Source organism: Kitasatospora sp. NPDC048722 (assembly GCF_040650235.1).
Classification (GTDB): Bacteria; Actinomycetota; Actinomycetes; order Streptomycetales; family Streptomycetaceae; genus Kitasatospora.
Genome location: NZ_JBEZGX010000042.1, coordinates 16,522 through 39,275 on the forward strand (window position 1 = coordinate 16,522; position 22,754 = coordinate 39,275).

Consider the following 22,754-nt stretch of genomic DNA (forward strand, 5'->3'; position numbering starts at 1 on the left):
CGGCCAGCGGCGAACAGATGACAGCAGACAGATGACAGATGTTGAAATCTGTCAGTTGTCATCTGTTCGTGGTCCGTCGTCAGTGCCGCCGCACCGTCAGCGGCAGGAGGGCCCCTGCCGCCGCCGCGACCGCCACGGTGGTGAGGGCGAGCGGCAGGCCGGCCGCGTCGGCCAGGAAGCCGATGACCACCGGCCCGATCAGCATCCCGCCGTACCCGAGCGTCGATGCGAGCGCGACGCCCTGCGGCCCGCCGGCCGAGCCCGCCCGGGCGATGGCGAGCGGGAACAGGTTGGCCAGGCCGAGTCCGACCAGGACGAACCCGCCGATGGCGAACGGCACCGACGGCGCGAGCGCGGCGGCCAGCATGCCGACCGCCGCGGTCAGGCCGCCCAGGAACATCAGCCGGGTCTGCCCGAGCCTGATGGACAGCCAGGTGCCGCCGACTCGCCCGCTGGTCATCGCGAACGCGTACGCCGCGTAGCCCGCGGCGGCCGTCCCGGCGCTCGCGTGCACGTCGTCGGTGAGGTGGAGCGTCGTCCAGTCGGCGATCGCGCCCTCTCCGTACGCGGTGCACAGGGCGGTGAGGCCCAGCAGGACGACGATCAGCCCGGCGCGCGGAGCGGCGCCACCGGTCTCGTTCGCGCTGCTCCCGCCCGAGACCTGCGGCGCGTCCGGGCTGCGCAGCAGGACGACGCCCGCCGCCGCCGTGATCACGAGGCCGAGCAGCCCGCCGAGGGCGAGCGTCCAGGAGGCGCTGAGGGTGCCCGCGAGGAGGCCGCCGACGCCCGCGCCGACCAGGCCGCCGAGGCTGTACCCGGCGTGGAAGCTGGGCATGACGGGCCGCCTGAGCTGTGCGACCAGGTCGACGGCGGCGCTGTTCATGGCGACGTTCGCGCCGCCGTACCCCGCGCCGAACAGCAGCAGGACACCGCCGAGCGCGGCCACCGAGTGGGTGTGCGCGGGCAGTGGCACGGCGAGGCTGAGCAGGGCGAGCGAGCCCACGGTGATCGGCCGCGAGCCGTACCGCAGGCAGAGCCGGCCGACCACCGGCATGGTGAGGACGGCGCCGATCGACAGGCAGAGCAGGGCGAGTCCGAGGGCGCTGTGCGAGGCGTTGACCTGGCTGCGGACGTCCGGGATCCGGACCACCCAGGTGGCGAAGAGGAAGCCGTCGACGGCGAAGAACGCGGTCAGCGCGAGGCGCGCCGGGCTCCAGGGGCTGTCCGTTCGCGGGGGTGTGCTGCGAGACTGGTGGGAGGTCCGGTCGGTGGGGGCAGAGGCGCGGATTTTGTTTCGAAGCGGCACAAAGTCACAATAGGGTCGTGCAGCTCTCATCATCAAGTGCGAAAGCGGGCCCCGGGACCGACTCCGAGGCGCAGCGCGACGCCCACCGCCGTGCCGCCCCCGATCGCGGTCGGACGCTGCTCGGCCCCGCGCTCTCGCTCATCCACACCGGTCAGACGCCGACCCGTTCCGCGCTCACCCGGGCGCTGGACGTCACGCGCGCGACCGCCGGCGCCGTCACGGCCGAGCTGGAGGCGCTGGGCCTGATCACGGTCGACTCCCGTCCTGCGGGTGGCGGACGCGGGCGGCCGTCGCACCGGCTCGCGATCGACCCGCAGGGCCCCGTGGTGATCGCTGGGCAGATCCACACGGACGGGCTGAGCGTCACGCTGGCCGGGCTCGGCGGGCTCCTCGATCCGCCGGTCCACCTGCCGCTGCCCGCCGCGACCGACCCGGTCCGGATGCTGCGCGCCGTCGCCCAGGCGGGCGCCGAGCTCGCCCGCTCCACCGGCCGCCGCTGCCTCGGCGCCGCGCTCGCGCTGCCCAACCCGGTCACCGAGCCGGACGGTACGGCGCTCGCCGCCCTGCACTTCGCCTGGCCGAGCGGCACGCCCGTGGCGGACCTGTACGACGTCGAGGTCGGCCGCGCCGACCACGGCCCGCACGCGCTGGACCCGTTGCCCACCGCGATCGCGAACGACGCCAACCTCGCCGCGCTCGCCGAGTACCGCCACGGAGCCGGTCGCGGTGCCCGTCACCTGCTCCTCGTCACGTCCGGGCACAGCGGCGTCGGCGGTGCGCTGGTCATCGACGGGCGGCTGCACACCGGAAGTGCCGGGCTCGCGCTGGAGGTCGGCCATCTCACGGTTGATCCGCAGGGCCGGCCCTGCGCGTGCGGCAACCGCGGCTGCCTCAACGCGGAAACCGACCCGGACGCACTGTTCGCTGCCGCCGGGCTCACCCCCGAGCCGGGGCGCGCGATGCTCGACCAGGCGCGCGACCTGTGCCGGGCCGCGGCGACCGACGAGCGCGCGCGGGCTGCGGTCGAGCACGTCATCGACCGGCTCGGGCTCGGGCTGGCCGGCGTCGCCAACATTCTCAACCCGGACCGTGTCGTGCTCAGTGGCCTCCACCTCGACCTGCTGGAAGCGGCGCCCGAGCGGCTGCGCGCGGTCGTCGCCGAGCGCTGCCTGTGGGGGCGCAGCGGACGGGTGCCGATCGTCGGCGCGGAGCTGGCGGACAGTGCGCTCGCCGGCGCGGCGGAACTGGCGTGGCGGCCGTACCTGGCGGACCCGCAGTCGGTGCAGGTGGGCTGACAGCGGTCCTGCGGTCCTGCGGTTTGCGGGGCGGCGGCTCGGGCGGTTGATCGGGGCAGGGGAGCGGGCAGGGGGAGCGGACAGGGATAAGCGGAAGCTGGTGCTCCGAAAATTGTCACTTATCGTGACTCTCATACACTCGTAGTGAGCAGAGGGGGGTCAAGACGAGGAGAGTGACCATGAGCACCGAGCTGGGCGCCGAACCGGGCATCATGCCGGGCGTCGGACGCGGCATCGAGCCGACCGTCGACGTCGACCGCTCCGACGCGGACTACCGGGCCTGGCTCAAGGAGGCGGTGCGCAAGGTCCAGGCCGATGCCAACCGCTCCGCCGACACACACCTCCTGCGCTTCCCGCTCCCGGCCGAGTGGGGGATCGACCTCTACCTCAAGGACGAGTCCACCCACCCGACCGGCTCGCTGAAGCACCGCCTCGCCCGCTCGCTCTTCCTCTACGGGCTCTGCAACGGCTGGATCCGCCCGGGTAAGCCGGTGATCGAGGCCTCCAGCGGTTCCACGGCCGTGTCCGAGGCGTACTTCGCGCAGCTCGTCGGGGTGCCGTTCATCGCGGTGATGGCCAAGAGCACCAGTCAGGCCAAGATCGACCTGATCGAGTTCCACGGCGGCGAGTGCCACCTGGTGGAGCGCTCGGACGAGGTGTACGAGGCGTCCGCGCGGCTCGCCGAGGAGACCGGCGGCCACTACATGGACCAGTTCACCTACGCCGAGCGCGCCACCGACTGGCGCGGCAACAACAACATCGCCGAGTCGGTCTTCGCCCAGCTCCAGCTGGAGCCGCACCCGGAGCCTGCCTGGATCGTCGCGACCGCCGGGACGGGCGGCACCTCGGCGACCATCGCCCGCTACGTCCACTACATGCAGTACGACACCCGGATCTGCGTCGCGGACCCGGAGAACTCCTGCTTCTTCGACGGCTGGGTGGACCACGACCCGGACGCGGTGTGCGTGAGCGGTTCGCGGATCGAGGGCATCGGGCGGCCCCGGATGGAGCCCAGCTTCGTGCCCGGCGCGATCGACCGGATGATGAAGGTGCCGGACGCGGCCTCGGTCGCGGCGGTGCGGGTGCTGGAGCGGGTGCTCGGGAAGAAGGCGGGCGCCTCCACCGGGACGGGGCTGTGGAGTGCGCTGAAGATCGTCGCTGAGATGCGGGCGGCCGGTCGGCACGGCAGCGTCGTCAGCCTGATCTGCGACCCGGGCGACCGCTACCTGGACAAGTACTACTCCGACGACTGGCTGGCCGGCGAGCGGATCGACATCGCGCCGTACCGGGCCGCCCTGGAGTCGTTCCTGGCGGGCGGGGCCTGGGTGGGGTGACGGGGCAGGGCGAACGGCTGACAGATGACAGATTTCGAAATCTGTCATCTGTCAGCTGTCAGCCGTCGCTGGTTCGTCCGTTGCTCCCGCTCCCCGCCGCCCCGCTGCGCCCCCGCCCTGCCGGATCACCGCCCGCCCGTCGGCGAGGTCGATCCCGGTGCGCTTCGGAGCGCCGTCGTGCTCGTCGTCCCGCAGCGCCAGCTCGACCCGGCGCTGCTCCAACTGCACGCACTTGCCCGGGGGGAGCCCGGTGCCACGGGCCCGTTTCCGGGCGGCGGCGGGATCACGAAGGGCTCGGCACCTGACTCGCCGTACCAGTGGTCCACGGGCGCGCGGCAACCACCATGTCCGTTTTCTTCGTGAAGTCGCGGTTCCTGCAGTCGAGTTGCCCGTGCCACCCGAGTTGCCGGGCGCACCCGCGCCGCCCCGCGGCTCCTGCGCTGCTGGCGGCCAAGGCCGGCTGGCCGTTCCCGCCCTGAGCGCCGAGGACCGGCTTGTTCCCGGACGATCGGGTGGCAACTCCGGCCAGTACCAACAGGATCGAGGTGGACGTTCGCCTGCCGCGTGCGTCATCGTGTTTCCCTCGTCGCCGGCTGTCGTGCCGTCCAGCAGTATGGCGGCGTGCACGGGACAGGAGTCGTGATGGTATGTCAGATTGTGCGGGCGGCCGGAAGATCGGCCGGGACGAGGATCTGGAGCTCCTCGGTCGACGGGTCGGCCAGCTGGGCGACGCGCATCGCGTGCCGTTCGACCATCGTCTCGAAGACCTGCCGGGCCGTGCGCCCGTTGCCGAAGTTGGGGCCGCGCTCGATCGTGGCGAAGTGGCGCAGCAGCGCGTCCTCGGTGGCCTCGGTGAGGGCGTACTCGTGCTCGGCGCACTGGGCGCGGGCGATGTCGAGGAGCTCGTCCGCCGAGTAGTCGGGGAAGCTGATGGTGCGTGAGAAGCGGGACGAGACGCCGGGGTTGGCGGAGAGGAAGCGTTCCATCTCGGCGGTGTAGCCGGCGACGATGACGACGACCTCGTCCCGGTGGTCCTCCATGAGCTTGACCAGGGTGTCGATCGCCTCCCGGCCGAAGTCGCGGGCGCCGTCCTCGGGGGCGAGCGCGTAGGCCTCGTCGATGAAGAGGACGCCGCCGCGCGCGCGGTCGAAGGCGGCGGCGGTGCGGATCGCGGTGGAGCCGATGTGTTCGCCGACGAGGTCGACGCGGGCGACCTCGACGAGGTGCCCGCGCTGGAGCACGCCGAGGGAGGCGAGGATCTCGCCGTAGAGGCGGGCGACGGTGGTCTTGCCGGTGCCTGGGGCGCCGGTGAAGACGAGGTGCCGGCGCAGCGAGGGGGCCTTGAGCCCGGCCTGGCGGCGGCGCCGGCCGACCGAGATCAGGTCGATGAGGGTGCGCACCTCCTCTTTGACGGTGGCGAGGCCGACGAGCGCGTCGAGTTCGGCGAGGGCCTCGTCGGCGGGCCGGCAGTCGGGGATCGGCGCGATCTCGGGCATGGCGGCGGGCGGGGCCAACGCCGCTACGGCGGTGGCCAGTTGGGCGGAGCGCGGTGCGGGTACGTCCGTTGCTCCGGCGGCCGCTCCGAAGGCGGACCCGGAGGCCGTCCCGAAGGCGGCGCCCGGCGCCGCGCCCGCTGCCGGCCCGACGTCGTCGGAGGTGCAGCCCTCGGCGACCGGCCCCGGTTCGGAGAACTCGAAGCCGGCCCGCTCGTTCTGTTCGGCCCGGCAGCGCAGGAGTCGGCTCCGGCAGCCGTCGATGATGTGGAAGCCGAAGCCCTTGCCGTGCGAGACCCGGCAGTCCTCGAAGGTGCCGCGTCCCTGGGCCGAGACGTACACCCCGGCGTCGGTGCTGGCGCGGACGGTGCAGTCGCGCAGCACCGGGTCGGCGCCCTTGGTGACGATGACGCCGGTGGCGACGTCGGAGATCTCGCAGTCGGTGAGGATACCGCCGCTGCCGTGGTCGCGGAACCACAGTCCGGTGCCGGCCTCCTGGACCCGGCAGGCGGTCAGTGTCACCTCGGCGCCGCCGCTGACGGAGACCGCCGAGCTGCGGATCCGGCTGAACGAGCAGCGGTCGGCGGTGGCGGCGGAGTCCCGGTCGAGGACGAACAGCGCGTCCGGCAGGTCGTGCAGGGCGCAGTCGGTGAGGGTGAGCCGGGCGCCGTCGCTGACCCACAGCGCCGGGTACTCGCCGGTGGAGCCGTGGATCTGGCTGGACTCGGCGACGGCCTCGGTGCCCTGGTCCCAGACGGAGAGCGCGCCGCGCCCGAAGTCGCGGACGGTGCTGTGGGAGAGGGTGAGCCGGGCGCGGCCGCGCAGGTCGGCACCGTTCTCGGGCAGGTCGTGGACGCGGCAGCCGGTGAGGGTGAGTTCGGCCTCGCCGTCGAGGGTCAGGCCGTTGCCGGTGACGCGGTGGATCTCGCAGTCGACGAGCCGGCCGCCGGCCTGGGCCTCGGCCTGGACGCCGCTGCCGCGGATCTCGTAGATCTCGCAGCCGGTCAGTTCGGCGGCGCTGCCGGGGTCGGAGAGCAGGACGCCGGCGCCGGTGGTGTGGTGGACGCGGCAGCGTTCGAGGGCGGCGGTGGCGCCGCCCAGGACGGCGAGTCCGGCCTGCGCGGCGGTGGCGACCTCGCAGTCCTCGAACGCGGCGGCGGTGTCTTCGCCGCGCAGCCGCAGGCCGAGGCCGCCGGGGTTGGCGACGACGCAGCCGCGCAGGGTGGGGCGGGCGCCGCCGGTGATCTCGAACCCGCTGGCGGAACGGCTCTCCACGCGGCAGCCGCTGAAGGAGGGGGTGGCCTGGGGGCCGGTGACGAGGACGGCGGGGACGGAGGTGTCGCCGCCCTCGACGACGAGGTCGCGGACGGTGGCCGCGGCGGTGACGGTCAGCGGCACGCCGGAGGGCGGGTCGATGCGGACGGTGCCGGGGCCCTGCGCCGGAACGATCGTCACGGGCTTGTCGAGCAGCACGTTCTCGCGGAAGGTGCCGGGGCGGACGGTCACGGTGTCGCCCGGTTCGGCGGCGGCGAGGGCCTCCGCGAGCGTGTCGTACTCGCCGGCGCGGCGCCGCCAGCGGGATGCGCTGTCCTGGGTGACCCGGACCCTGTGCTCAGCCATGACGGTCTGTCGTCCCCACCTTCGTCGAGCCGGCGATCATCGGGCCGTGCGCGCGGGGGTGCGCGGGCCGTGCGCCCACCGTAGCGCGCCCGCGGGGGTGCTCCGGCCGGTGCCCGCGATCGTGCGGGCACCGGCGGATCCCGTCTTCACCACATGTTCCGCCCACCGGGTTCAACGAGCGCACACACTCCTGGTTCCGGAGCGGGAGTTGTGCGGTGGGGGCGGTGGGTCGTGTGGTGCGCGCGGGAGCGCGTGCGTCGGTGCTCAGTTCAGTCGCGTGAGTCGACCGGCCACTGCCGGCCGTCCTCCAGGACCTCGATCTGGTCGCCGAGCCGCAGCGTGCCGAGGACGTCGCCGTCCTGTCCCGGGAGACCGGTGGAAGCCGGCCGCTCGGGGATGAGGTTCATGCCGAACGCGGCCTGCTTGCGCAGCCGGTGGTGCTTGGCGAGGGTGCGCAGCGGTTCGGGGCCGCGCCGTTCGCCGCTCTCCTGGTCGGTGGTGGTGACGACGCAGCGGCCGCAGGGCTTGACGACCCGGAAGGTCAGCTCGCCGATCCGGATCCGGCGCCAGCCGTCCTCGGCCCACGGTTCGCTGCCGTCGACCACGACGTTGGGGCGGAAACGTTCCATCGGCAGCGTCTCGTGGCCGTCGGGATGCGCGGCGGCGACGAGTTCGTTGAGGCGGACGAGCGAGGCGGTGGTGGTGAGCAGCAGCGGGAACCCGTCTGCCATCGAGACGGTGTCGCCGGGCTCGCCGTACTCCGGGTCGACGGGCCGGGCGTGCGGGTCGTCCAGGTGCACCAGGCGGTACTCGCCGAGGTGCTCGGCGATCCACTCGTGCGCCTCCTTGGGCGCCTCGGCGGCGCGGAAGCGAGTGCCCCAGACCTCGACCTCGGCGAGCGGGTCGCCGGCCGCGACGGTGGGGGCGGCGATCTCGATCCGGTCGCCGCCGGGTGCGGTGAGGGTCAGCGTTCCGTCCGGGCCGAGGCCGGTGCGGATCTGGCCGAGGGCGGGGTCATCGCGCTGGCTGACGAAGCGCCCGGTGGGGTCGGCGAGCATCCAGCGGCGGTCTCCGGCGAGGCCCCAGGGTTCGACGGGGGCGCTGTCGGGGCTCACGCGGTACATGGACTTGACGGGGTAGACGTGGAGTCCGGAGAGCTGCATCCCTCCATCCTGCCAGCCGTGATCGCGCCGGTCGGACGCCCCCGTGCGCGCGCACCTGTGGGCGTGCCAGTCGGTCCGCATACCCGTCAGAGCGTGCGCCCCTTCGCGCCCCTTGCCTGCGCCCCCTTGAACGCGCACGGACCGCCCGGACGCCGTGGGGGGCGTTCCGGGCGGTCCGTGGATGACCCGTTTCTCCGTTCGCCCGGCGTTCAGGGGGCGCCGGGTGGTACTCAGGTGGTGCGGGTGCGGGCCGCGTGGGGAATCGGCCCTGGGAGGTCAGTGGCTCAGTAGCCCTGGCCCTGCGGTTGGTAGCCGTTCTGCTGGAACTGACCGGGTTCGCCGTACGGGCCCGGACGCTGCGGCTGCATCGGGCGCACCGGCGCGACCGGGGCCATGGCCGGGCGCAGCTGGCCGCCGCCGAAGGACTGGTCGCCCTGGCCGGGGAAGCCGGGGCCGGTCTGGCCCGCGCCGTTGAACGACTGCTGGCCGCCGAAGCTCTGCGGGCCGCCGTGCTGCTGGCCCGGCTGGCCGGGACCGAACGCGCCCGGGCCGCCGATCGGCTGCGCGCCGAACGTCTGCTGGGCGCCCTGGCCGCCGACGAAGGTGTTCTGGCCGCCGAAGCTCTGGCCGCCGGACGGCTGGTAACCGCCGCTCGCGGTCTGGGCGAAGCCGGGCGCCGGCGGCTGCGGACGCTGGTACGCCTGCTGACCGCCGTAGCCGGGGACGGGCGGCTGGGGCGCGGAGGCGTACGCCGGCGCGGACTGCGCCGGGATGTACGCCGTGGCGGGGCCGGCGGAGGGGGCGCTGCTCGGGCCGGGACCGAGGGCGAGGCGGGCCGGCGGGAGGGCGGGGAGGTTGGAGGCGGCGCTCTCGTAGCCGGCGCCGTACCGGTTGTCGTAGGACGGGCCGAGGCTTGATCCGTACCCGGACGACAGGGCCGGCGGCAGGGCGGCCGGCACATTGATGGGGGCGATCTGCGGGACACCGCGTTCGGCGACAAGGCTGTCGTAAATCGGCGTGCCGGAGGAGAAGGACGGAGAGGGGTAGCCGACTCCGTCGTAGGAGCGGGGCGAGGTCATGGGGCATACGGTAAGCCCACAATGCGCCTGCTGAGGAGAGCGGGAGGGGGAGCAGTTCGAGTGTTTACACAGTCTTCGCTCGCACAAAGGTTTCGAAAGTAGGAAGAACGGACATACCGGCGTTCAGATCCGGACAACCTCGACACCCCGTCAGCGATCGAACAGCGCCCGGACGCACGACCTGCGCGGCCTTGTGGTGACTGGCCGATGACGGGCCGGGGACCTGGCGGAGAAACTTTTACGGACGGGGCGTGCGCGGGCGCGTTCGAGCCCCCGCCGAGGGTGGGCGGGGGCTCGTGAATGTTTCGGGGATAAAGTCCCCGTCAGCGCGTGCGGGGGCCGACTTCTCGCCCGTGCGGCCCTACTTGTGCGAGGCCGGGCCGGGCAGTGGGTCCGACCCGGCGCACCCGGCCGGCGCGCCTCGCCGGTGTGCCCCGTCAGTGCGACTGCAGCGCCTGGGCCTGGGCCGGGAGGCCGGGGTGGCCGGCGACCTCGGAGGTGCAGAACGAGCAGCGCCGCGCCGCGGCCGGGATCGCGCTCAGGCACTCCGGGCAGTCGACCTTTGCGGCCGGCGCCGGCTCGCCCCCCTCGAACCGGGCCTGCAGCTTGCCGACCGGCACCACCACGACGAAGTAGATGACGGCGGCGATCAGGACGAAGCCGATCAGCGCGTTGACGAAGACGCCGTACGGGAAGCGGGTGCCCGCGACGTCGAAGGTCTTCTGGGTGAAGTCGCCGACGGCGCCGGTCGCGACCCCGATGAGCGGAGTGAGGAAGGCGGTGACGAACCCGGTGACGACGGCGGTGAAGGCCGCGCCGATCACGATGCCGACCGCGAGGTCCACCACGTTTCCGCGCAGCAGGAAGCTGCGGAATCCCTTGAACACCGGGTACTCCAAATCCGTACGGGGGAGGGGAGATGGGGTACCCGGAGGCGCCCCGGCCGGACATCCTGCCGACCGGTCGGGGCTGAGGTCCAACCGCGTTCACCCGATTCGCGTAACGGGTCGCGAACGGGAGCGGGCCGTACGCAGTCGGCGCGCGGGCGCTCCGCGTACGGGTCGATCCGACGGGGCCGGTGCCGTCCGGCGCCGTTCACGGCCGGGTGGTCCGGGGGCGTGACCTCGTGATCCGGGCGCCGCCGTCCCTCACACCGGTCGCACGCGCAGCGAGCGTTCGTAGAACTCGACCATCTGGGCGGACACTTGGTGCAGCGTGAACGAGGTGAGGAAGCGCGCGCGGGCCGCCGTCGCCCGCGCGCGGGCCGCCGACCGGTCCGCGAGCGTGTCGGCGATGGCCGCCGCGAGGTCGGCGGGCCGCTCCGGGGGGACGAGCCGGGCGTAGTCCCCGGAGCCGACGGTCTCGCGCAGCCCGGGCAGGTCCGAGCAGACCAGCGGCGTGCCGATGCCCATCGCCTCGATCGCCGCACCGCCCTGGCCGTCCCGCCGCGCGGGCACCGCGACCGCGTCGGCGGCGGCCATCAGGTCGGCGACGTCCTCGCGCGGCCCGAGGAATCGGACGTCCCCGGCGGCATCGGCGAGTGCGCGCAGCCGCGCCGTCTCCGGGCCCTCGGCGCCCGCGAGCAACAGGACGGCCGCCGGCTCCGCGCGCCGGATCACCGGCCAGGCGTCGAGCAGCACGTCCAGGCCCTTGCGGTGGTGCTGGCCGGCGGCGACGAGGACGACGGGCACGTCCCCGGGCAGGGCCAACGCCCCGCGCACGGCGGCCCGGCGCTCGGGGGTCGTGGTGCCGAGCAGCTCCGGGTCGCGTCCGTGCGGGACGACGTCGATCCGCTGGCGGGGCACACGGAGACGCTGCGCCGTCGCCGCCGCGACGTGCCGGGTGAGGGCGTGGAAGCGGCGGGTGCCCCGGGCGGTCGCGGCGTCCAGCGCCTGGGACGGGCCGAGCCCCGCCGCGCCGGACGGCGGATCGGCCAGGCTGGTGACCACCGGCGTCCGTGCGGTCAGCGCGGCGGCGCGGGCGAGCAGGTCGGATCGCCGGGCCCCGGTGTGGCGAGTGGTGTGGACGAGGTCGGGGCGGCGCTCGCGGATCAGCCGGTGCAGCGCGGCCGCGGTGGCGGCCCGGCCCGGGCGGCCGACGGCGAAGACGGCGGCGCCCGCCTCGGTGAGCTCGGCCTGACAGCCGCCGGGCGCGTCGTGGAGGTACGCGACATCCAAAGCGATGCCCGCACGCACCAGTTGGGGCGTCATCGCGAGCAGGGCCCGCCCGGCCGCGCCGAGCCGGCTGACGTCGTCGATCACCTGAAGCACGTGCACAGGCCACCCCCGCCCTTCACCGGGTGCGTCCGTTCTCCCGTGCCGGATGCTCCCTGACTGCCGATCAGCATCGCAGGTGGCCCGCGCGGCCCGCCAGGGATTACGCGCGAGGGGAACGCCACACGGCGCCGTGCGGAGCCGACCCGGGCGGAGCGGGCCGGAGCGGGCCGGAGCGGGCCGGAATGGTGGGGCGAACCGGGGCGCACGGCGGTCGCATCCGGCGCACGACGGCGGGCTGCCAGCGCACGCCGGGGGTATCAGCGCGGGCGCACGGACCACCACCGGGTGGTGCGAAGGGGCTGTCGCGCGCGTGACGCTGTGCCAAGGTCGTTGCCATGCCCGACGACACGTGCGATACGTCGGCCGAACCGGCCGAAACCCGTCCCCGCGTCCTGCACCTGATCAGCGATTCGCGCCGCAGCGGCGCCCAGAACTTCGCCCGGGACCTCCACCACGAGATGCGCCGGCGGGGCCAGGCCTCCGCCCTGATGGCCCTCGCACCGAACCCTGGCTCCCGCTCCTCCTCGGGCCCGCGGTCGGGGCAGCGCATCGAGCAGCCGGACGGCGGGCCGGACCACGGCCCCGGGGCGCGGGTGATGTCGCCAGGCGCCCGGCCGCAGACGTCGCCGGCGGCCCACGAGCCCCTGGCGCCGCACCATCCGCGCACACCGTCCACGCCCTCGCCCGCGTCGCTCCCCTCGCAGCACTCGCTCCCCTCGCAGTACTCGCAGCACTCGCCCTTCGCGCCTGACGCCCCCGGCGCGCGCACCGCGACCGTCCTTGGCCCCGGCCGGCTGCGTCCCTCCACGCTGCTGGCCCTGCGCTCCGCCGCCCGCGCCGCCGACGTCGTCCTCGCCCACGGCTCCGATACCCTCGCCGCCTGCGCCCTCGCCCTGGCCGGGACCCGAACGCCGTTCGTCTACGTGTCCGTCGGCCACCCCCGCTACTGGACGGGGACAGCGCTGCGCCGGGTCCGTGGCAGCACCCTCCTGCACCGGGCGGCGGCCGTCACCACGCTCACCGACGAGGCCAGGACCGTCCTGGAAGAGCACTTCCGGCTGCCCGATGGCAAGGTACGGGTGATCCCCAACTCCCGTGCGGCCGAGAGCTATCCGCCCGCGGAGGGGAAGGACGAGCGGCGGGCCGCCCGGCACGCGCTCGGGCTGCCCGTGGACGTGCTGCTGGTGGCGTGGATCGGCGCGATCGCGCCCGAGAAGCGGCTGGACCTCGCGCTCGACGTACTCGACCGGCTGCCGGACGTCCGCCTCGCCGTCGCCGGGGACGGCCCGCTGCGGGAGGTCCTGGCCCGGCACCCGGCCGCGGCCCGGGCCCACTTCCTCGGTGCGCTGCCCGACCCCGTCCCGCTCTACCGGGCCGCCGACGCGGTGCTGCTGACCAGCGACAACGAGGGCGTGCCCGGCGCGCTCATCGAGGCGGCGCTGGCCGGGGTGCCGGCGGTGGCGACGGACGTCGGCTGGGTGCGGGAGGTGGTCCGGGACGGGGCGACCGGAGCGCTGGTCGCCCCGGGGGATCCGCTCGCCCTCGCGGAGGCGCTGGCCAAGGTGCTGGCCTGCAATCGCGCGGGCCTCGGCGCGGCGGCCCGGGAGCACGCGCTGGCGCACTTCGAGCTCGGCGCGGTCGTGGACGCCTGGCAGCGGCTGGTCGCCGAGGTGTGGGCGGAGAGCCGGGAGCAGGCGAGACGGGTGACGGCGAACAGATGACAGATGACAGATTTCATCATCTGTCATCTGTCGATTGTCCGCGGTCACCCGTCGCCGGTCCACCGCCGCACGTCACCACCCGTACTCCCCGCTACGCCGATCGGGCGAATCCGGTCCCACCTGCCCTGTGACGACTCGCCGGTAACGAACCGTCACGGCCAGACTGCCCGGTGTGAATCCTGCAAAGTCCGAGAAGCCCGAGGCGCCGGCGAAGCCCGTCATGCCCGCGAAGCCCGCGAAGTCGAAGGCGCTGCTGAGGTCCACGGTCCTGCTCGCGGTCGCCGCCGGGATCGCCGCGTCGCCCGTCCAGGCCGGCGCGGCCGTCCACCGCCAGCCCGCCGAGGGCGTCCAGTACGTGAAGCTCGACCACCCGCAGCCGGTGCGCGAGTCGGCCCGCACCGAGGCGGTCGAGTTCTTCTGGTACGACTGCGGCCACTCGCAGCAGCTCGAACAGCCGCTCCAGGCCTGGTCGGACAAGCACCACTCGGACGTCGCCCTGCGGCGGGTCCCCGCGATCTGGCAGGGCGGCCCGGACGAGGCGGTGCAGCGCGGCCACGCGCGCCTGTACTACACGCTGGAGCGCCTCGGCCTGGTCGAGCGACTGCAGGTGAGCGCGTTCCGCTCGGTGCACAACGACAAGGCCGACCTCACCACCGAGGTCGCCGCCACCGACTGGGCCGCGCGCCACGGTGTCGACCCGCAGCGGTTCCGCGAGGCCTACCGGTCCGCCGAGGTGGCGCGGTCGGTCGACGACGCGGCCGCGCAGTTCGTCCGCTACGGCGTCAACGAGCTGCCGACGGTGGTCGTCCAGGGCGAGTACCGCACCTCGCCCAGCAAGGCCGGCGGTGTCGACGCGATGCCCGAGGTGCTGGACTACCTGGTCCAGCAGGAGCAGCAGCGCAAGCACTGATTCCCGGGCCCGGTCGGGTCGGTGACGTGGAATCAGTGGACGCCACCCTTGCCCACTAACCATCTCAATGCTATTTAATGGTTAGCATGAGCGAGCTGACGATCCCGCACGTCCACCACCGCCACGTCGATCTCGACGGCCTGCGCGTCTTCTACCGCGAAACCGGCCCGGCCGACGCCCCCGTTCTCCTCCTGCTGCACGGCTTCCCGTCGGCGTCGCACCAGTACGCCCGTCTGTTCGACGCGCTCGGCACCCGCTACCGCCTGATAGCCCCCGACTACCCCGGCTTCGGTCACAGCGACAGCCCCGCGCCGGACGCCTTCCGCTACCGCTTCGACTCCCTCGCCGACGTCGTCGAACGGTTCTGCCTCGCGCTCGGCCTCGACCGCTTCGCCCTGTACGTCTTCGACTTCGGCGCCCCGGTCGGCCTGCGCCTGGCCACCCGTCGGCCCGAGTGGATCACCGGTCTGGTGGTCCAGAACGGCAACGCCTACGAGGAGGGACTCTCCGACCAGGCGCGGGAGTTCATCGCCAACTGGCACGGCGTCGAGGGTGCCGGCGAACGGGCCCGCGCGATCCTCACCCTGGAGATCACCCGCGGCCAGTACGAGGGAGGTACCGGCGACCCGACCCTCGTCGCCCCCGACGGCTGGACGCTCGACCAGCATTTCCTCGACCGACCCGGCCGCAAGGACATCCAGGTCGAACTCGCCCTGGACTACCACTCCAACGTCGAGCTCTACCCGGCCTGGCAGGAGTGGCTGCGTGCCAACCAGCCGCCCACGCTGATCGTCTGGGGCCGCAACGACCCGTTCTTCACCGAGGCCGGCGCCCGCGCCTACCTGCGCGACCTCCCCGGCGCCGAGCTACACGTCCTCGACACCGGGCACTTCGCGCTGGAGGAGAAGCTGCCCGAAATCGCCCCGCTGATCGACGACTTCCTCGCGCGAACCCAGAAGTGACTTGCGCGGCAGAAAGGTTCAGTCGCGACGCAGCAGGTAGGTGACGAACCCGAGCGTGCCCCGGTGGCCGTGCAGCCATGCGGCCCGGTGCTGGTCGGCGGCCTCGCGGGCGGGGGCCGCACCGGGGTCGTCCGGGTGGTCGAGCGCCCACTCGGCGAGTGTGCCCGTCCACGAGAACTCGTAGGCGTCCCACTCCTGTCGGCTGCTGACGTGCCCGTCCACCGGTGTCCAGCCGTCGGCGGTCAGGCGGTCGGTGGTGGTCCCCAGGTCGGCGTAGTCGTCCCGGTCCGCGCCCAGCCCTTCCAGTGCGGCCTGGGACGGCTCGCGCTCCCAGAACGCCTCACCGACCAACACCCGCCCGCCCGGGGCCAGTTGATCGCGGACGGCGGCCAGGGTCGGCAGCAGCCCGCCGAAAGCGTGCGTCGCACCGACGTTCAGGACCAGGTCGAACGGCTCCGCCGATCCGAACTCCCGTACGTCGACGTGGTGGAGGCCGATCCGGCGCACCACGCCCAGTGCGGCCGCCGTCTCCCGGGCCCGGGGCAGCGCGTCCGCGTCGAGGTCGACCCCGACCGCCCGCCATCGCGGGCGTGCGGCCAGCGCCCGGATCAGCCAGGCCCCCTCCCCGCAACCGAGGTCCAGCATCCGGCCGGCCTCGGTGTGCCCGGTGGCGCGCTCCAGCAGTCGGGACACCGACTCGTCCGCGAGCGGCGCGGCGACGGGGTGACGGGCATGGGCGAGACGCGAGAGCCGTTGACGGTCCATTCGAGCAGTATGGATCCGCGACAGCCGGTCTCGCGCGGAATCACGTCCGGAATCCCGCTCTGGATGCCACCCGGGATCACGGCTGGGATCACGGCCGGAATCACGCGCCCTGGAGACCGCGCCGAACCACATCAGCCCGGGCCGGTCCCGGAGTCGGACACCCGGCAACCCGGCAACCCGGATACCCGCCAACCCGGATACCCGCCAACCCGGAGGCCCGGGCGTCAGGCCTGCTGCGAGTACGTCCGGCCCTTCCAGGCCGCTCCCCGCCCGCGCCAGTGCTGGACGGCCGAGTCGACCGTCATCAGCAGGTACATCGCCGCCGTGAACGGGAGCAGCAGCACGGCCGGAGCCGGCTGCCCGTAGTACCGGACCATCGGCAGGTACGTGCCGGCCATCAGCGCCCACGCCGCCCCGCCCGCCACGGCGACCGCCGGAGCCCCCGCGAGCAGCCCGGTCACCGTCGCCACCGGCGGGACCAGGTACACCAGCGCCAGTCCGAGCACCGTCCCGAGCAGGAGCAGCGGCGAGTGCCGCAGCTGGGCGTACGCGCTGCGCGAGACCATCCGCCACAGCTGCTCCAGTCGCGGGTACGGCCGGACGCTGTCCACCTCCCCGGCGAGGCCGAGCCACGTCCGCCCACCCGTCGCCTTCACCGCGCGGGCCAGCGACACGTCGTCGATCACCGCGCCCCGGATCGCGGCCACGCCGCCCGCTCGTTCCAGCGCCTCCCGCCGCACCAGCGAGCAGCCTCCCGCCGCGGCCGCCGTCCGTCCGCCGGGGCGGTTGCTCCGGCGGAACGGGTACAGCTGTGCGAAGAAGTACACGAACGCGGGCACGATGAGCCGCTCCCAGCCGGTCTGGACCCGCAGCCGGGCCATCTGGGACACGAGGTCCAGCCCGTTGCTCTCGGCTGCGGCCACCAGCTCGGCGAGCGAGTCCGGGCCGTGCGCGATGTCCGCGTCCGTAAGCAGCAGGTACTCCGCGTCCGGGCCGGCCAGTTCGACGCCGTGCCGCAGCGCCCACAGCTTGCCCGTCCAGCCGGGCGGCAGCGGGGGAGGGGTGGTGACGGTCAGCTCCAGACCGTCCATCGTCCGAAGTTCCGCGGCCAGGGCGCCGGTGCCGTCGGAGCTGTGGTCGTCCACCAGGATCACCCGCGCGCGCCCCGGGTACTTCTGCGCCAGCAGCGTCGGCAGGCTGACCGGCAGCACCCGCGCCTCGTCGCGGGCCGGCACCACGACGGCCGCCTGCGGCCAGCGCGCCGGTGGCCGGCGCGGCGGGAGCCGCACGTCGGTGCGCCAGAAGGACCCGTGGCAGCACGCCAGCCAGAGCCAGACCAGCAGGGAGGACGCGGCGATCCACAGCAGGACGGTCACTCCGGCAGTCTGCCGCAGAACGGGCCCGCAGGGGTGGATCGACTAAAGTCCTGTCCCGTGAAGATCGCACTGATGGACTCCGGAATCGGCCTGCTGGCCGCCGCCGCCGCGCTGCGCAGGTTGCGCCCGGACGTCGACCTCGTGCTGTCCTCGAACCCCGCGTCGATGCCGTGGGGCCCGCACACGCCCGAAGAGATCACCCGCCTCGCGCTCGGCTGCGCCCGGGCCGCGGCCGAGCTCGCGCCGGACGCGCTCGTGATCGCCTGCAACACGGCCTCCGTCCACGCGCTCGCCACCCTGCGGGCCGAGCTGGAACCGGAGCTGCCCGTCATCGGCACCGTCCCGGCCATCAAGCCCGCGGCGGCGCTCGGCGGGCCGGTCGCCATCTGGGCGACCCCGGCCACCACGGGCAGCGCCTACCAGCGCGGCCTGATCCGCGACTTCGGGGGTGCGGCGGACGTGACGGAGGTCGCCTGCCCGGGGCTGGCGGACGCGGTCGAGCACGGCGACGACGACGCGATCACCGCGGCGATCGCGGACGCCGCCGCCCGGACGCCCGCCGGTACGTCCGCGATCGTCCTCGGCTGCACCCACTACGAGCTGGTCGAGGACCGCATCCGTGCGGCCGTCGCCGCCACGGCGGCCCCGGACTTCACCTTCCACGGCTCCGCCGACGCGGTCGCCGCCCAGGCGCTGCGCCGCGTCGCCGACCCGAGCCGCACCGGGACGGGCACGACGACGGTCCTCCACGCGGGCGTCCCCACCGTCCTCCCGCCGGCTGCCGCCCTCTACGCCGAGTCGCACGCCCTGGTGGCCCCGACCTTTGCGGTGTAGCTCCGCACGCGGGCCCTGCCCGGGCCCGAGGCGACGATGGGCGCCGCACGGGAAGTCGACCCGGTCGACTTCCCACGCGGCGCCCATCGGTTCTCCCGGCCCCGTACGCGAGGGGGTAGGGGGCCCGCTCCCCCTACCCGACGGGCCGGCGGCGCCAGCGGCGGTAGGCCGGCTCCAGTCCGGACAGGATCGTGTCGAACCGGCGGGTGCTGGTCGTGGAGTCGACCTGGAGCCTGCTGATCTGGAGCGGGTGGGAGGGGATCCGCGGCCCGAGGCGGTGGTCGGAGAGGAAGCCCAGGCGGTAGCCGAGCTCCTGCAGGACGGTCTCGGCGCGGGGGTCGTGGCCGCCGTCGGGGTAGGCGAAGGCGATGGGGGGCTCGCCGAGCCACTGCGTGAGGGCCTCGTGGGCGCCCGCGATCTCGGCGCGGACGGTGTCGTCGTCGCAGCGCCCGAAGCACGGGTGGCCCTGGGTGTGGTTGCCGATCGCGATGCCGCCGTCGCGCAGGTCCCGCAGGTCGGCGGGGGTGAGCTGGTCCTGGCTGGGCGGGCGGCGGTCGGCGCTGACCCGCAGCTCGTGCAGGCTGCGCCGGCGGTCGGGGTCGGGCATGGCCTTGAGCCGGGGGAGCAGTTGCGAGGGTTGGCCGGAATCGAGCGAGCGGGCCCGGCCGCCGTGCCGGGCGAGGAAGTCGGCCTCGTGCCACCAGAACGGCCGTTCGGTACCGATGAGCTCGGAGATGACGAACGCGGCGGCCGGGATGCCGCGGGCGTCGAGGGCCGGCAGCGCGTGGGTGAGGACGCTGCGGTCGGCGTCGTCGAAGGTCACCAGCACACTGCGCGGCGGCAACGGCCGCTGTTCGGTGACGGCCTGGAGGACGGCGGCGAGGGAGACGGGGGTGGCGAGTCTTCGCAGCCGGTCGAGCTGGGCGCCGAACGAGCCGGGGTCGGTGACGCCGTGGTAGGCGAGGACGGCGAGCCGCTGCGCGGCGCGGGCCCGGAAGACCGGCTGGACGGGGGCGAACCGCAGCCAGTCGACGGGCTCGTTGCGGCGCCGGGGCCCGGCGGTCGCGCCCGCCGCCCACCCCCCGTGCGGCTCGCCCAGGCAGCCGGCGAACGGCGCCAGCGCGCGCACGCCGGGGGCGGTGGTGAAGGCCGCGGTGGACATCGACGACACCGACCTGGACGACACCGACCTGGACGACACGGACCTGGACGACACGGTCCTCGATGGCACGGACCTGGACGGGACGGACAGCGGCGAAGCGGACCTCGACGAGACCGACGACACGGATGAAACGGACAAGGGTGATACGGACATCGGCATGGCGGACATCGGCACGACGGACATCGGCATGGCGGACATCGACGTGGTGGGCTGGGAATGCGGCACGGTTCCCCCTCGGTCGCCGAGCGGCGTGGCGGTACCGTCGGAGGACGGAGCCCGGCCTCCGACTCCAGTGGGCGGCGGCTCCGCCCCCTGGGTATTCCGGTCCTCGGCGGGGGGACGAACACCCGCACCGCGAACGGCTCCTGGATCGCTCAATGTAGTGGGAGACCCCCGCCCCCGGCGGATGGTTGTGCTGGGTGGACGAGGATTTTTCGTGGACCGAATGTGGAGGTGAATTGCATGCTCACGGCAGGTGTGAAGGGTTGCGCTGAGTGCCGGGGGCATCACCGCCCGCGGGCTGCTTACGGCGCCCGGCCGGGGTACCTTGGGCTCATGGCAGATGCGGACCGTGATCCCTTCCACCTGCACGGCGCGACCCGGATGGCGCGCGCCTGGAGCGGCGGCGCCCTGGTGACGCACCAGATCCCGCTGGCCGTGGTGGGTCTCGCCTGCTTGGCGCTGGGGATCGTCGTCGCGGTGATCGTGCCGGACAGCGGCGGGCCCGCGTGGGCGATGGCCGTGGCCGGCTGCCTGGCGGCCGGGGTCCTGCTGCTCGGGCGGATCGCGTTCGGCCTGCTGCGCGACCGCCGTGACGCCGCACTCTGAAAACCGGTCCCGATAGCGGCCCGATAGCGGTCTGGACGCCCGCACCCGAACACGGTGAGTGAACACCGGAGCCGAACACCGCGACACGCACCGAACTCGCGGAAGTCCGTACGCACGGCGAACTCGGCGAACTCCGCGAACTCGGCAAAAGCAGCCGAAGCGGCCGGATTTCGGCTGGTTCGGTAAAGCGTTCCCCACTTCTTCCACCATTCCCGGGCGACGCCTTCAAACCTCCCCTTACCGTGAATGCGTTCTCTTGGAGGGGTTGCGATGGGCGGCAGCGCCGGGACCGGTGGGTCGGAACCCGACAGACATGCGCCGGGATCATGAAGCGCGGCGGCGACCTCGCGGTCGCGGCCCTGGCCGGGATCGTCGCGGTGCCGCTGGCGCTGGCGATCGCCGTGCTGCTGCGCTGGACGGCCGACGGGCCGGTGCTCCTGCGCCTGCCCAGGGCGGGCCGGCACGGCCGCGTGTTCCACGTCCTGCGCTTCCGGACCGAGCGGCGTGGACGGATCGGGGAGTTGCTGCGCCGCACGGGCCTGGACGAACTGCCCCGGCTCTGGAACGTCGCCCGCGGCGAGATGGGGGTGATCGGGCCCCGGCCCGCGCACCCGGCGCAGGTGGTCCACTACGACCGCCGCGAGCGCGCCCGGCTGGCCGTGCGGCCCGGTCTCACCGGCTGGGCGCAGCTCCAGGCCCGCGGGCCGTCCGTCCGGCTGAGCCGCCCGCAGTGGACGGAGCTGGACCTCTGGTACGTCGAGCACCGCTCGCTCGGGCTCGATCTGCGGATCCTCGGTCTGACGGTGAAGGCACTGCTGTGCCCGGAGGACGGTGCGGCGGGCGACCCCGTACGGCCCGCCCGATGAACCGGTTGGCCTGGGTAGGCTGCGGTTCATGGCCATTCCTCAGTTTCTCGCCGAGCTCCGTTCCGTGGTGGGCAACCGCCCGCTCTGGCTGAGCGCCGTCGCGGGCGTCGTGCTGGACGATCGCGACCGGGTGCTGCTCGCCAGGCGGTCCGACGACGGGCGGTGGGCGGTGGTGGGTGGCATCCTCGACCCCGGGGAGCAGCCGGCCGACGGCGTGGTGCGCGAGGTCCTGGAGGAGACGGGCGTGGTGGCGGTGCCAGAGCTGCTCGCCTCGGTCTCCGTCACGGAACCGGTGACGTACCCGAACGGCGACGTGACGCAGTACCTGGTGCTGACCTTCCGCTGCCGGGCGATCGGCGGCGAGGCGCGGGTGAACGACGACGAGTCACTGGAGGTCGGCTGGTTCGCGCTGGACGCGCTGCCGCCGATGATCGACCTCGAACACGAGCGGCTGCGGCACGCGCTGGAGTGCGAGGGGCCGGCGGTGTTCTCGTGGGAGGGCAAGGAGCGCCCCTGACGGAGCCGGTCGGCGGACCGGTCACCCGGGCGGTGAACGACCGACGACGCCCCGAAGAGCGGCCGGCCGGTTCGTCCGCCGATCGGTTTGCGCCAATACCTCAGCCCTTGTGCTGGCGGTAGGCCTCCTCGGCCGCGTCCAGGACCGCGGCGAGGTCGCCGCCCGCGGTCGCGGTGGCGACGGCGGCCACCGTGCCCTCGACGAAGGGGGCGTCGGCGAAGCGGACCGGGAACGGCAAGCCGTGCTCGTCGGCCTCGGTGAGCAGGGCCCGTACGGTCGTGACCGCGCTGCCCAGGTCGGCCAGCACGACGACGCCGTGACCCTGGTCGACCCGGCGGGTGGCGGCGGCCACCAGGACGGCGCTGATGCCGGGTCCGCCGGCCGGGTCGCCCCCGGTGGCGGCGACCGGGGCGGGGGAGTCGGATCCGGTCAGCGCGAGCGCCAGGGTGCGGACGGCGGTGGCCAGATCCTGGCTGTGGGACACCAGGACGATGCCGACCCGGCCGTGCGCGGGCGGCCGGCCGGACGTCGGCCGGGGCAGCGGGGCGCCGGAGGGCGGGGTGCGGGGCGCCGGGGGGTGGGCCGAGGGGGCGTCGGAGATGGGGATGACATCGGCGCGGGCGCCGTCCCGGCGGCTCATCGGCTGCTCCCTGCGGGGGTCTCGGGTCGGGACCGGTCCGGGCGGTGTGCCGGGCGGTGCGCCGGGCCGCGGACCGGACGTCGGGTCGGGGTCCTCCTCACTCTGGCAGCTGCCCGCGGCCCCGCCGGGCGGACACGCCCGCCGCCCGCCGGGCGCCGCCGGTGCCCGGCCGGGTGGAGACCTCGTCAACCCGCTGACCGGGCCGGGCGGGTGTGGCTAGGCTGGCCGGGAAAGCCGTCGGGAGGAGACCGAGCAGTGGCATCGAACAGCGGGACTGACGTGGAGACGGCCGGCGCGCGAGGAGCCGGGGCGGGGCCCGAGCTGGCGCCCAGCGGGAAGCCCAGGGTGGACTTCACAGGCGCGACGTGGCTGTGCAGCAGCCAGGGGGTCGGGGACGTCCAGATCGCGTTCGTGGACGGCTACATCGGGATGCGGGACGGCCGTCAGGAGGACGGGCCGGTGCTGGTGTTCACGCCGGGCGAGTGGCGGGCCTTCGTGCTCGGCGCGCGGGACGGCGAGTTCGACCTCACCTGAGCCGTCGCCCGGGCCCGGGAGGGCGGGCGTGCGGTCGTGGGGCGGCCCCGGGACGGGGGTCGCCCCACGGGCG

The 22,754-nt window shown here is 74.1% G+C and carries 22 protein-coding genes; 11 read left to right on the plus strand and 11 right to left on the minus strand.

From position 1 onward, the window contains the following. Positions 1-79: 79 nt before the first annotated feature. The gene (locus tag AB0C76_RS27555) at positions 80-1,306 is read right to left on the minus strand and encodes an MFS transporter (protein WP_359970715.1); all 1,227 of its coding nucleotides are present in this window, start codon (positions 1,304-1,306) and stop codon (positions 80-82) included. A gap of 116 nt (positions 1,307-1,422) precedes the next feature. On the opposite strand from AB0C76_RS27555, the gene AB0C76_RS27560 reads away from it, so the two are divergent. Continuing rightward, entirely contained in the window at positions 1,423-2,601 is a 1,179-nt protein-coding gene (locus AB0C76_RS27560) for an ROK family protein (protein ID WP_359970807.1), read from the plus strand. 212 nt (positions 2,602-2,813) lie between these two features. Next, positions 2,814-3,935: a PLP-dependent cysteine synthase family protein gene (locus AB0C76_RS27565; protein ID WP_359970809.1), complete on the plus strand. Its 1,122-nt coding sequence runs from the start codon at positions 2,814-2,816 to the stop codon at positions 3,933-3,935. 51 nt (positions 3,936-3,986) lie between these two features. Here the strand turns inward: AB0C76_RS27565 and AB0C76_RS27570 are convergent, their stop codons facing one another. The 6 genes from AB0C76_RS27570 to AB0C76_RS27595 form a co-directional block, all read right to left on the minus strand. Beyond that, positions 3,987-4,163 (minus strand): DUF6191 domain-containing protein, encoded by a 177-nt coding sequence (locus AB0C76_RS27570; RefSeq protein WP_359970716.1) that lies wholly within the window; start codon positions 4,161-4,163, stop codon positions 3,987-3,989. Between the two features lie 422 nt (positions 4,164-4,585). Then, positions 4,586-7,048, minus strand: a complete 2,463-nt coding sequence (locus tag AB0C76_RS27575) for a right-handed parallel beta-helix repeat-containing protein (protein WP_359970718.1) — start codon at positions 7,046-7,048, stop codon at positions 4,586-4,588. Between the two features lie 269 nt (positions 7,049-7,317). Then, positions 7,318-8,211, minus strand: a complete 894-nt coding sequence (locus AB0C76_RS27580) for an MOSC N-terminal beta barrel domain-containing protein (RefSeq protein ID WP_359970720.1) — start codon at positions 8,209-8,211, stop codon at positions 7,318-7,320. Between the two features lie 284 nt (positions 8,212-8,495). Next, positions 8,496-9,290: a DUF6643 family protein gene (locus AB0C76_RS27585; protein WP_359970722.1), complete on the minus strand. Its 795-nt coding sequence runs from the start codon at positions 9,288-9,290 to the stop codon at positions 8,496-8,498. A gap of 437 nt (positions 9,291-9,727) precedes the next feature. Next, positions 9,728-10,177 (minus strand): large conductance mechanosensitive channel protein MscL, encoded by a 450-nt coding sequence (gene mscL, locus AB0C76_RS27590; RefSeq protein ID WP_359970724.1) that lies wholly within the window; start codon positions 10,175-10,177, stop codon positions 9,728-9,730. Between the two features lie 261 nt (positions 10,178-10,438). After that, positions 10,439-11,566 (minus strand): glycosyltransferase family 4 protein, encoded by a 1,128-nt coding sequence (locus AB0C76_RS27595; RefSeq protein WP_359970725.1) that lies wholly within the window; start codon positions 11,564-11,566, stop codon positions 10,439-10,441. Positions 11,567-11,901: 335 nt separating this feature from the next. On the opposite strand from AB0C76_RS27595, the gene AB0C76_RS27600 reads away from it, so the two are divergent. The 3 genes from AB0C76_RS27600 to AB0C76_RS27610 all read left to right on the plus strand — a co-directional run bounded on the left by AB0C76_RS27600 (position 11,902) and on the right by AB0C76_RS27610 (position 15,159). Beyond that, positions 11,902-13,287: a glycosyltransferase family 4 protein gene (locus AB0C76_RS27600; protein WP_359970727.1), complete on the plus strand. Its 1,386-nt coding sequence runs from the start codon at positions 11,902-11,904 to the stop codon at positions 13,285-13,287. Between the two features lie 172 nt (positions 13,288-13,459). Next, a complete protein-coding gene (locus AB0C76_RS27605) occupies positions 13,460-14,197 on the plus strand; it encodes a thiol:disulfide interchange protein DsbA/DsbL (RefSeq protein ID WP_359970729.1) in 738 nt (245 codons plus the stop codon). Positions 14,198-14,283: 86 nt separating this feature from the next. Beyond that, on the plus strand, positions 14,284-15,159 hold the full coding sequence (locus AB0C76_RS27610) for an alpha/beta hydrolase (RefSeq protein WP_359970731.1): 876 nt from the start codon (positions 14,284-14,286) through the stop codon (positions 15,157-15,159). 18 nt (positions 15,160-15,177) lie between these two features. Here the strand turns inward: AB0C76_RS27610 and AB0C76_RS27615 are convergent, their stop codons facing one another. Together AB0C76_RS27615 and AB0C76_RS27620 are read right to left on the minus strand one after the other, a co-directional pair. Beyond that, the gene (locus tag AB0C76_RS27615) at positions 15,178-15,924 is read right to left on the minus strand and encodes a class I SAM-dependent methyltransferase (RefSeq protein WP_359970733.1); all 747 of its coding nucleotides are present in this window, start codon (positions 15,922-15,924) and stop codon (positions 15,178-15,180) included. Between the two features lie 224 nt (positions 15,925-16,148). Next, the gene (locus AB0C76_RS27620; RefSeq protein ID WP_359970735.1) at positions 16,149-17,300 is read right to left on the minus strand and encodes a glycosyltransferase; all 1,152 of its coding nucleotides are present in this window, start codon (positions 17,298-17,300) and stop codon (positions 16,149-16,151) included. Positions 17,301-17,357: 57 nt separating this feature from the next. Between AB0C76_RS27620 and AB0C76_RS27625 the strand changes: the two genes are divergently transcribed. Further along, the gene (locus tag AB0C76_RS27625) at positions 17,358-18,134 is read left to right on the plus strand and encodes an aspartate/glutamate racemase family protein (protein WP_359970737.1); all 777 of its coding nucleotides are present in this window, start codon (positions 17,358-17,360) and stop codon (positions 18,132-18,134) included. Between the two features lie 133 nt (positions 18,135-18,267). Here AB0C76_RS27625 and AB0C76_RS27630 read toward each other — a convergent pair whose 3' ends face one another. Next, positions 18,268-19,296 carry a polysaccharide deacetylase family protein gene (locus AB0C76_RS27630; protein WP_359970738.1) on the minus strand — a complete coding sequence of 343 codons (1,029 nt, stop codon included), beginning with the start codon at positions 19,294-19,296 and terminating at the stop codon, positions 18,268-18,270. On the opposite strand from AB0C76_RS27630, the gene AB0C76_RS27635 reads away from it, so the two are divergent. The 4 genes from AB0C76_RS27635 (at position 19,289) to AB0C76_RS27650 (ending at position 21,507) form a co-directional block, all read left to right on the plus strand. Continuing rightward, the gene (locus tag AB0C76_RS27635) at positions 19,289-19,753 is read left to right on the plus strand and encodes a pentapeptide repeat-containing protein (RefSeq protein ID WP_359970740.1); all 465 of its coding nucleotides are present in this window, start codon (positions 19,289-19,291) and stop codon (positions 19,751-19,753) included. The two genes, AB0C76_RS27630 and AB0C76_RS27635, sit on opposite strands and share 8 nt — an antisense overlap. Before the next feature lie 98 nt (positions 19,754-19,851). Then, on the plus strand, positions 19,852-20,124 hold the full coding sequence (locus tag AB0C76_RS27640; protein ID WP_359970742.1) for a hypothetical protein: 273 nt from the start codon (positions 19,852-19,854) through the stop codon (positions 20,122-20,124). A 326-nt stretch (positions 20,125-20,450) separates the two neighbouring features. Further along, positions 20,451-20,990 carry a sugar transferase gene (locus tag AB0C76_RS27645; RefSeq protein WP_359970744.1) on the plus strand — a complete coding sequence of 180 codons (540 nt, stop codon included), beginning with the start codon at positions 20,451-20,453 and terminating at the stop codon, positions 20,988-20,990. 28 nt (positions 20,991-21,018) lie between these two features. After that, on the plus strand, positions 21,019-21,507 hold the full coding sequence (locus AB0C76_RS27650) for an NUDIX domain-containing protein (RefSeq protein WP_359970746.1): 489 nt from the start codon (positions 21,019-21,021) through the stop codon (positions 21,505-21,507). A gap of 100 nt (positions 21,508-21,607) precedes the next feature. Here AB0C76_RS27650 and AB0C76_RS27655 read toward each other — a convergent pair whose 3' ends face one another. Continuing rightward, on the minus strand, positions 21,608-22,147 hold the full coding sequence (locus AB0C76_RS27655) for a PTS fructose transporter subunit IIA (protein ID WP_359970748.1): 540 nt from the start codon (positions 22,145-22,147) through the stop codon (positions 21,608-21,610). Between the two features lie 321 nt (positions 22,148-22,468). Between AB0C76_RS27655 and AB0C76_RS27660 the strand changes: the two genes are divergently transcribed. After that, positions 22,469-22,681 carry a DUF397 domain-containing protein gene (locus AB0C76_RS27660; RefSeq protein WP_359970811.1) on the plus strand — a complete coding sequence of 71 codons (213 nt, stop codon included), beginning with the start codon at positions 22,469-22,471 and terminating at the stop codon, positions 22,679-22,681. The last annotated feature ends 73 nt before the right edge of the window (positions 22,682-22,754 follow it).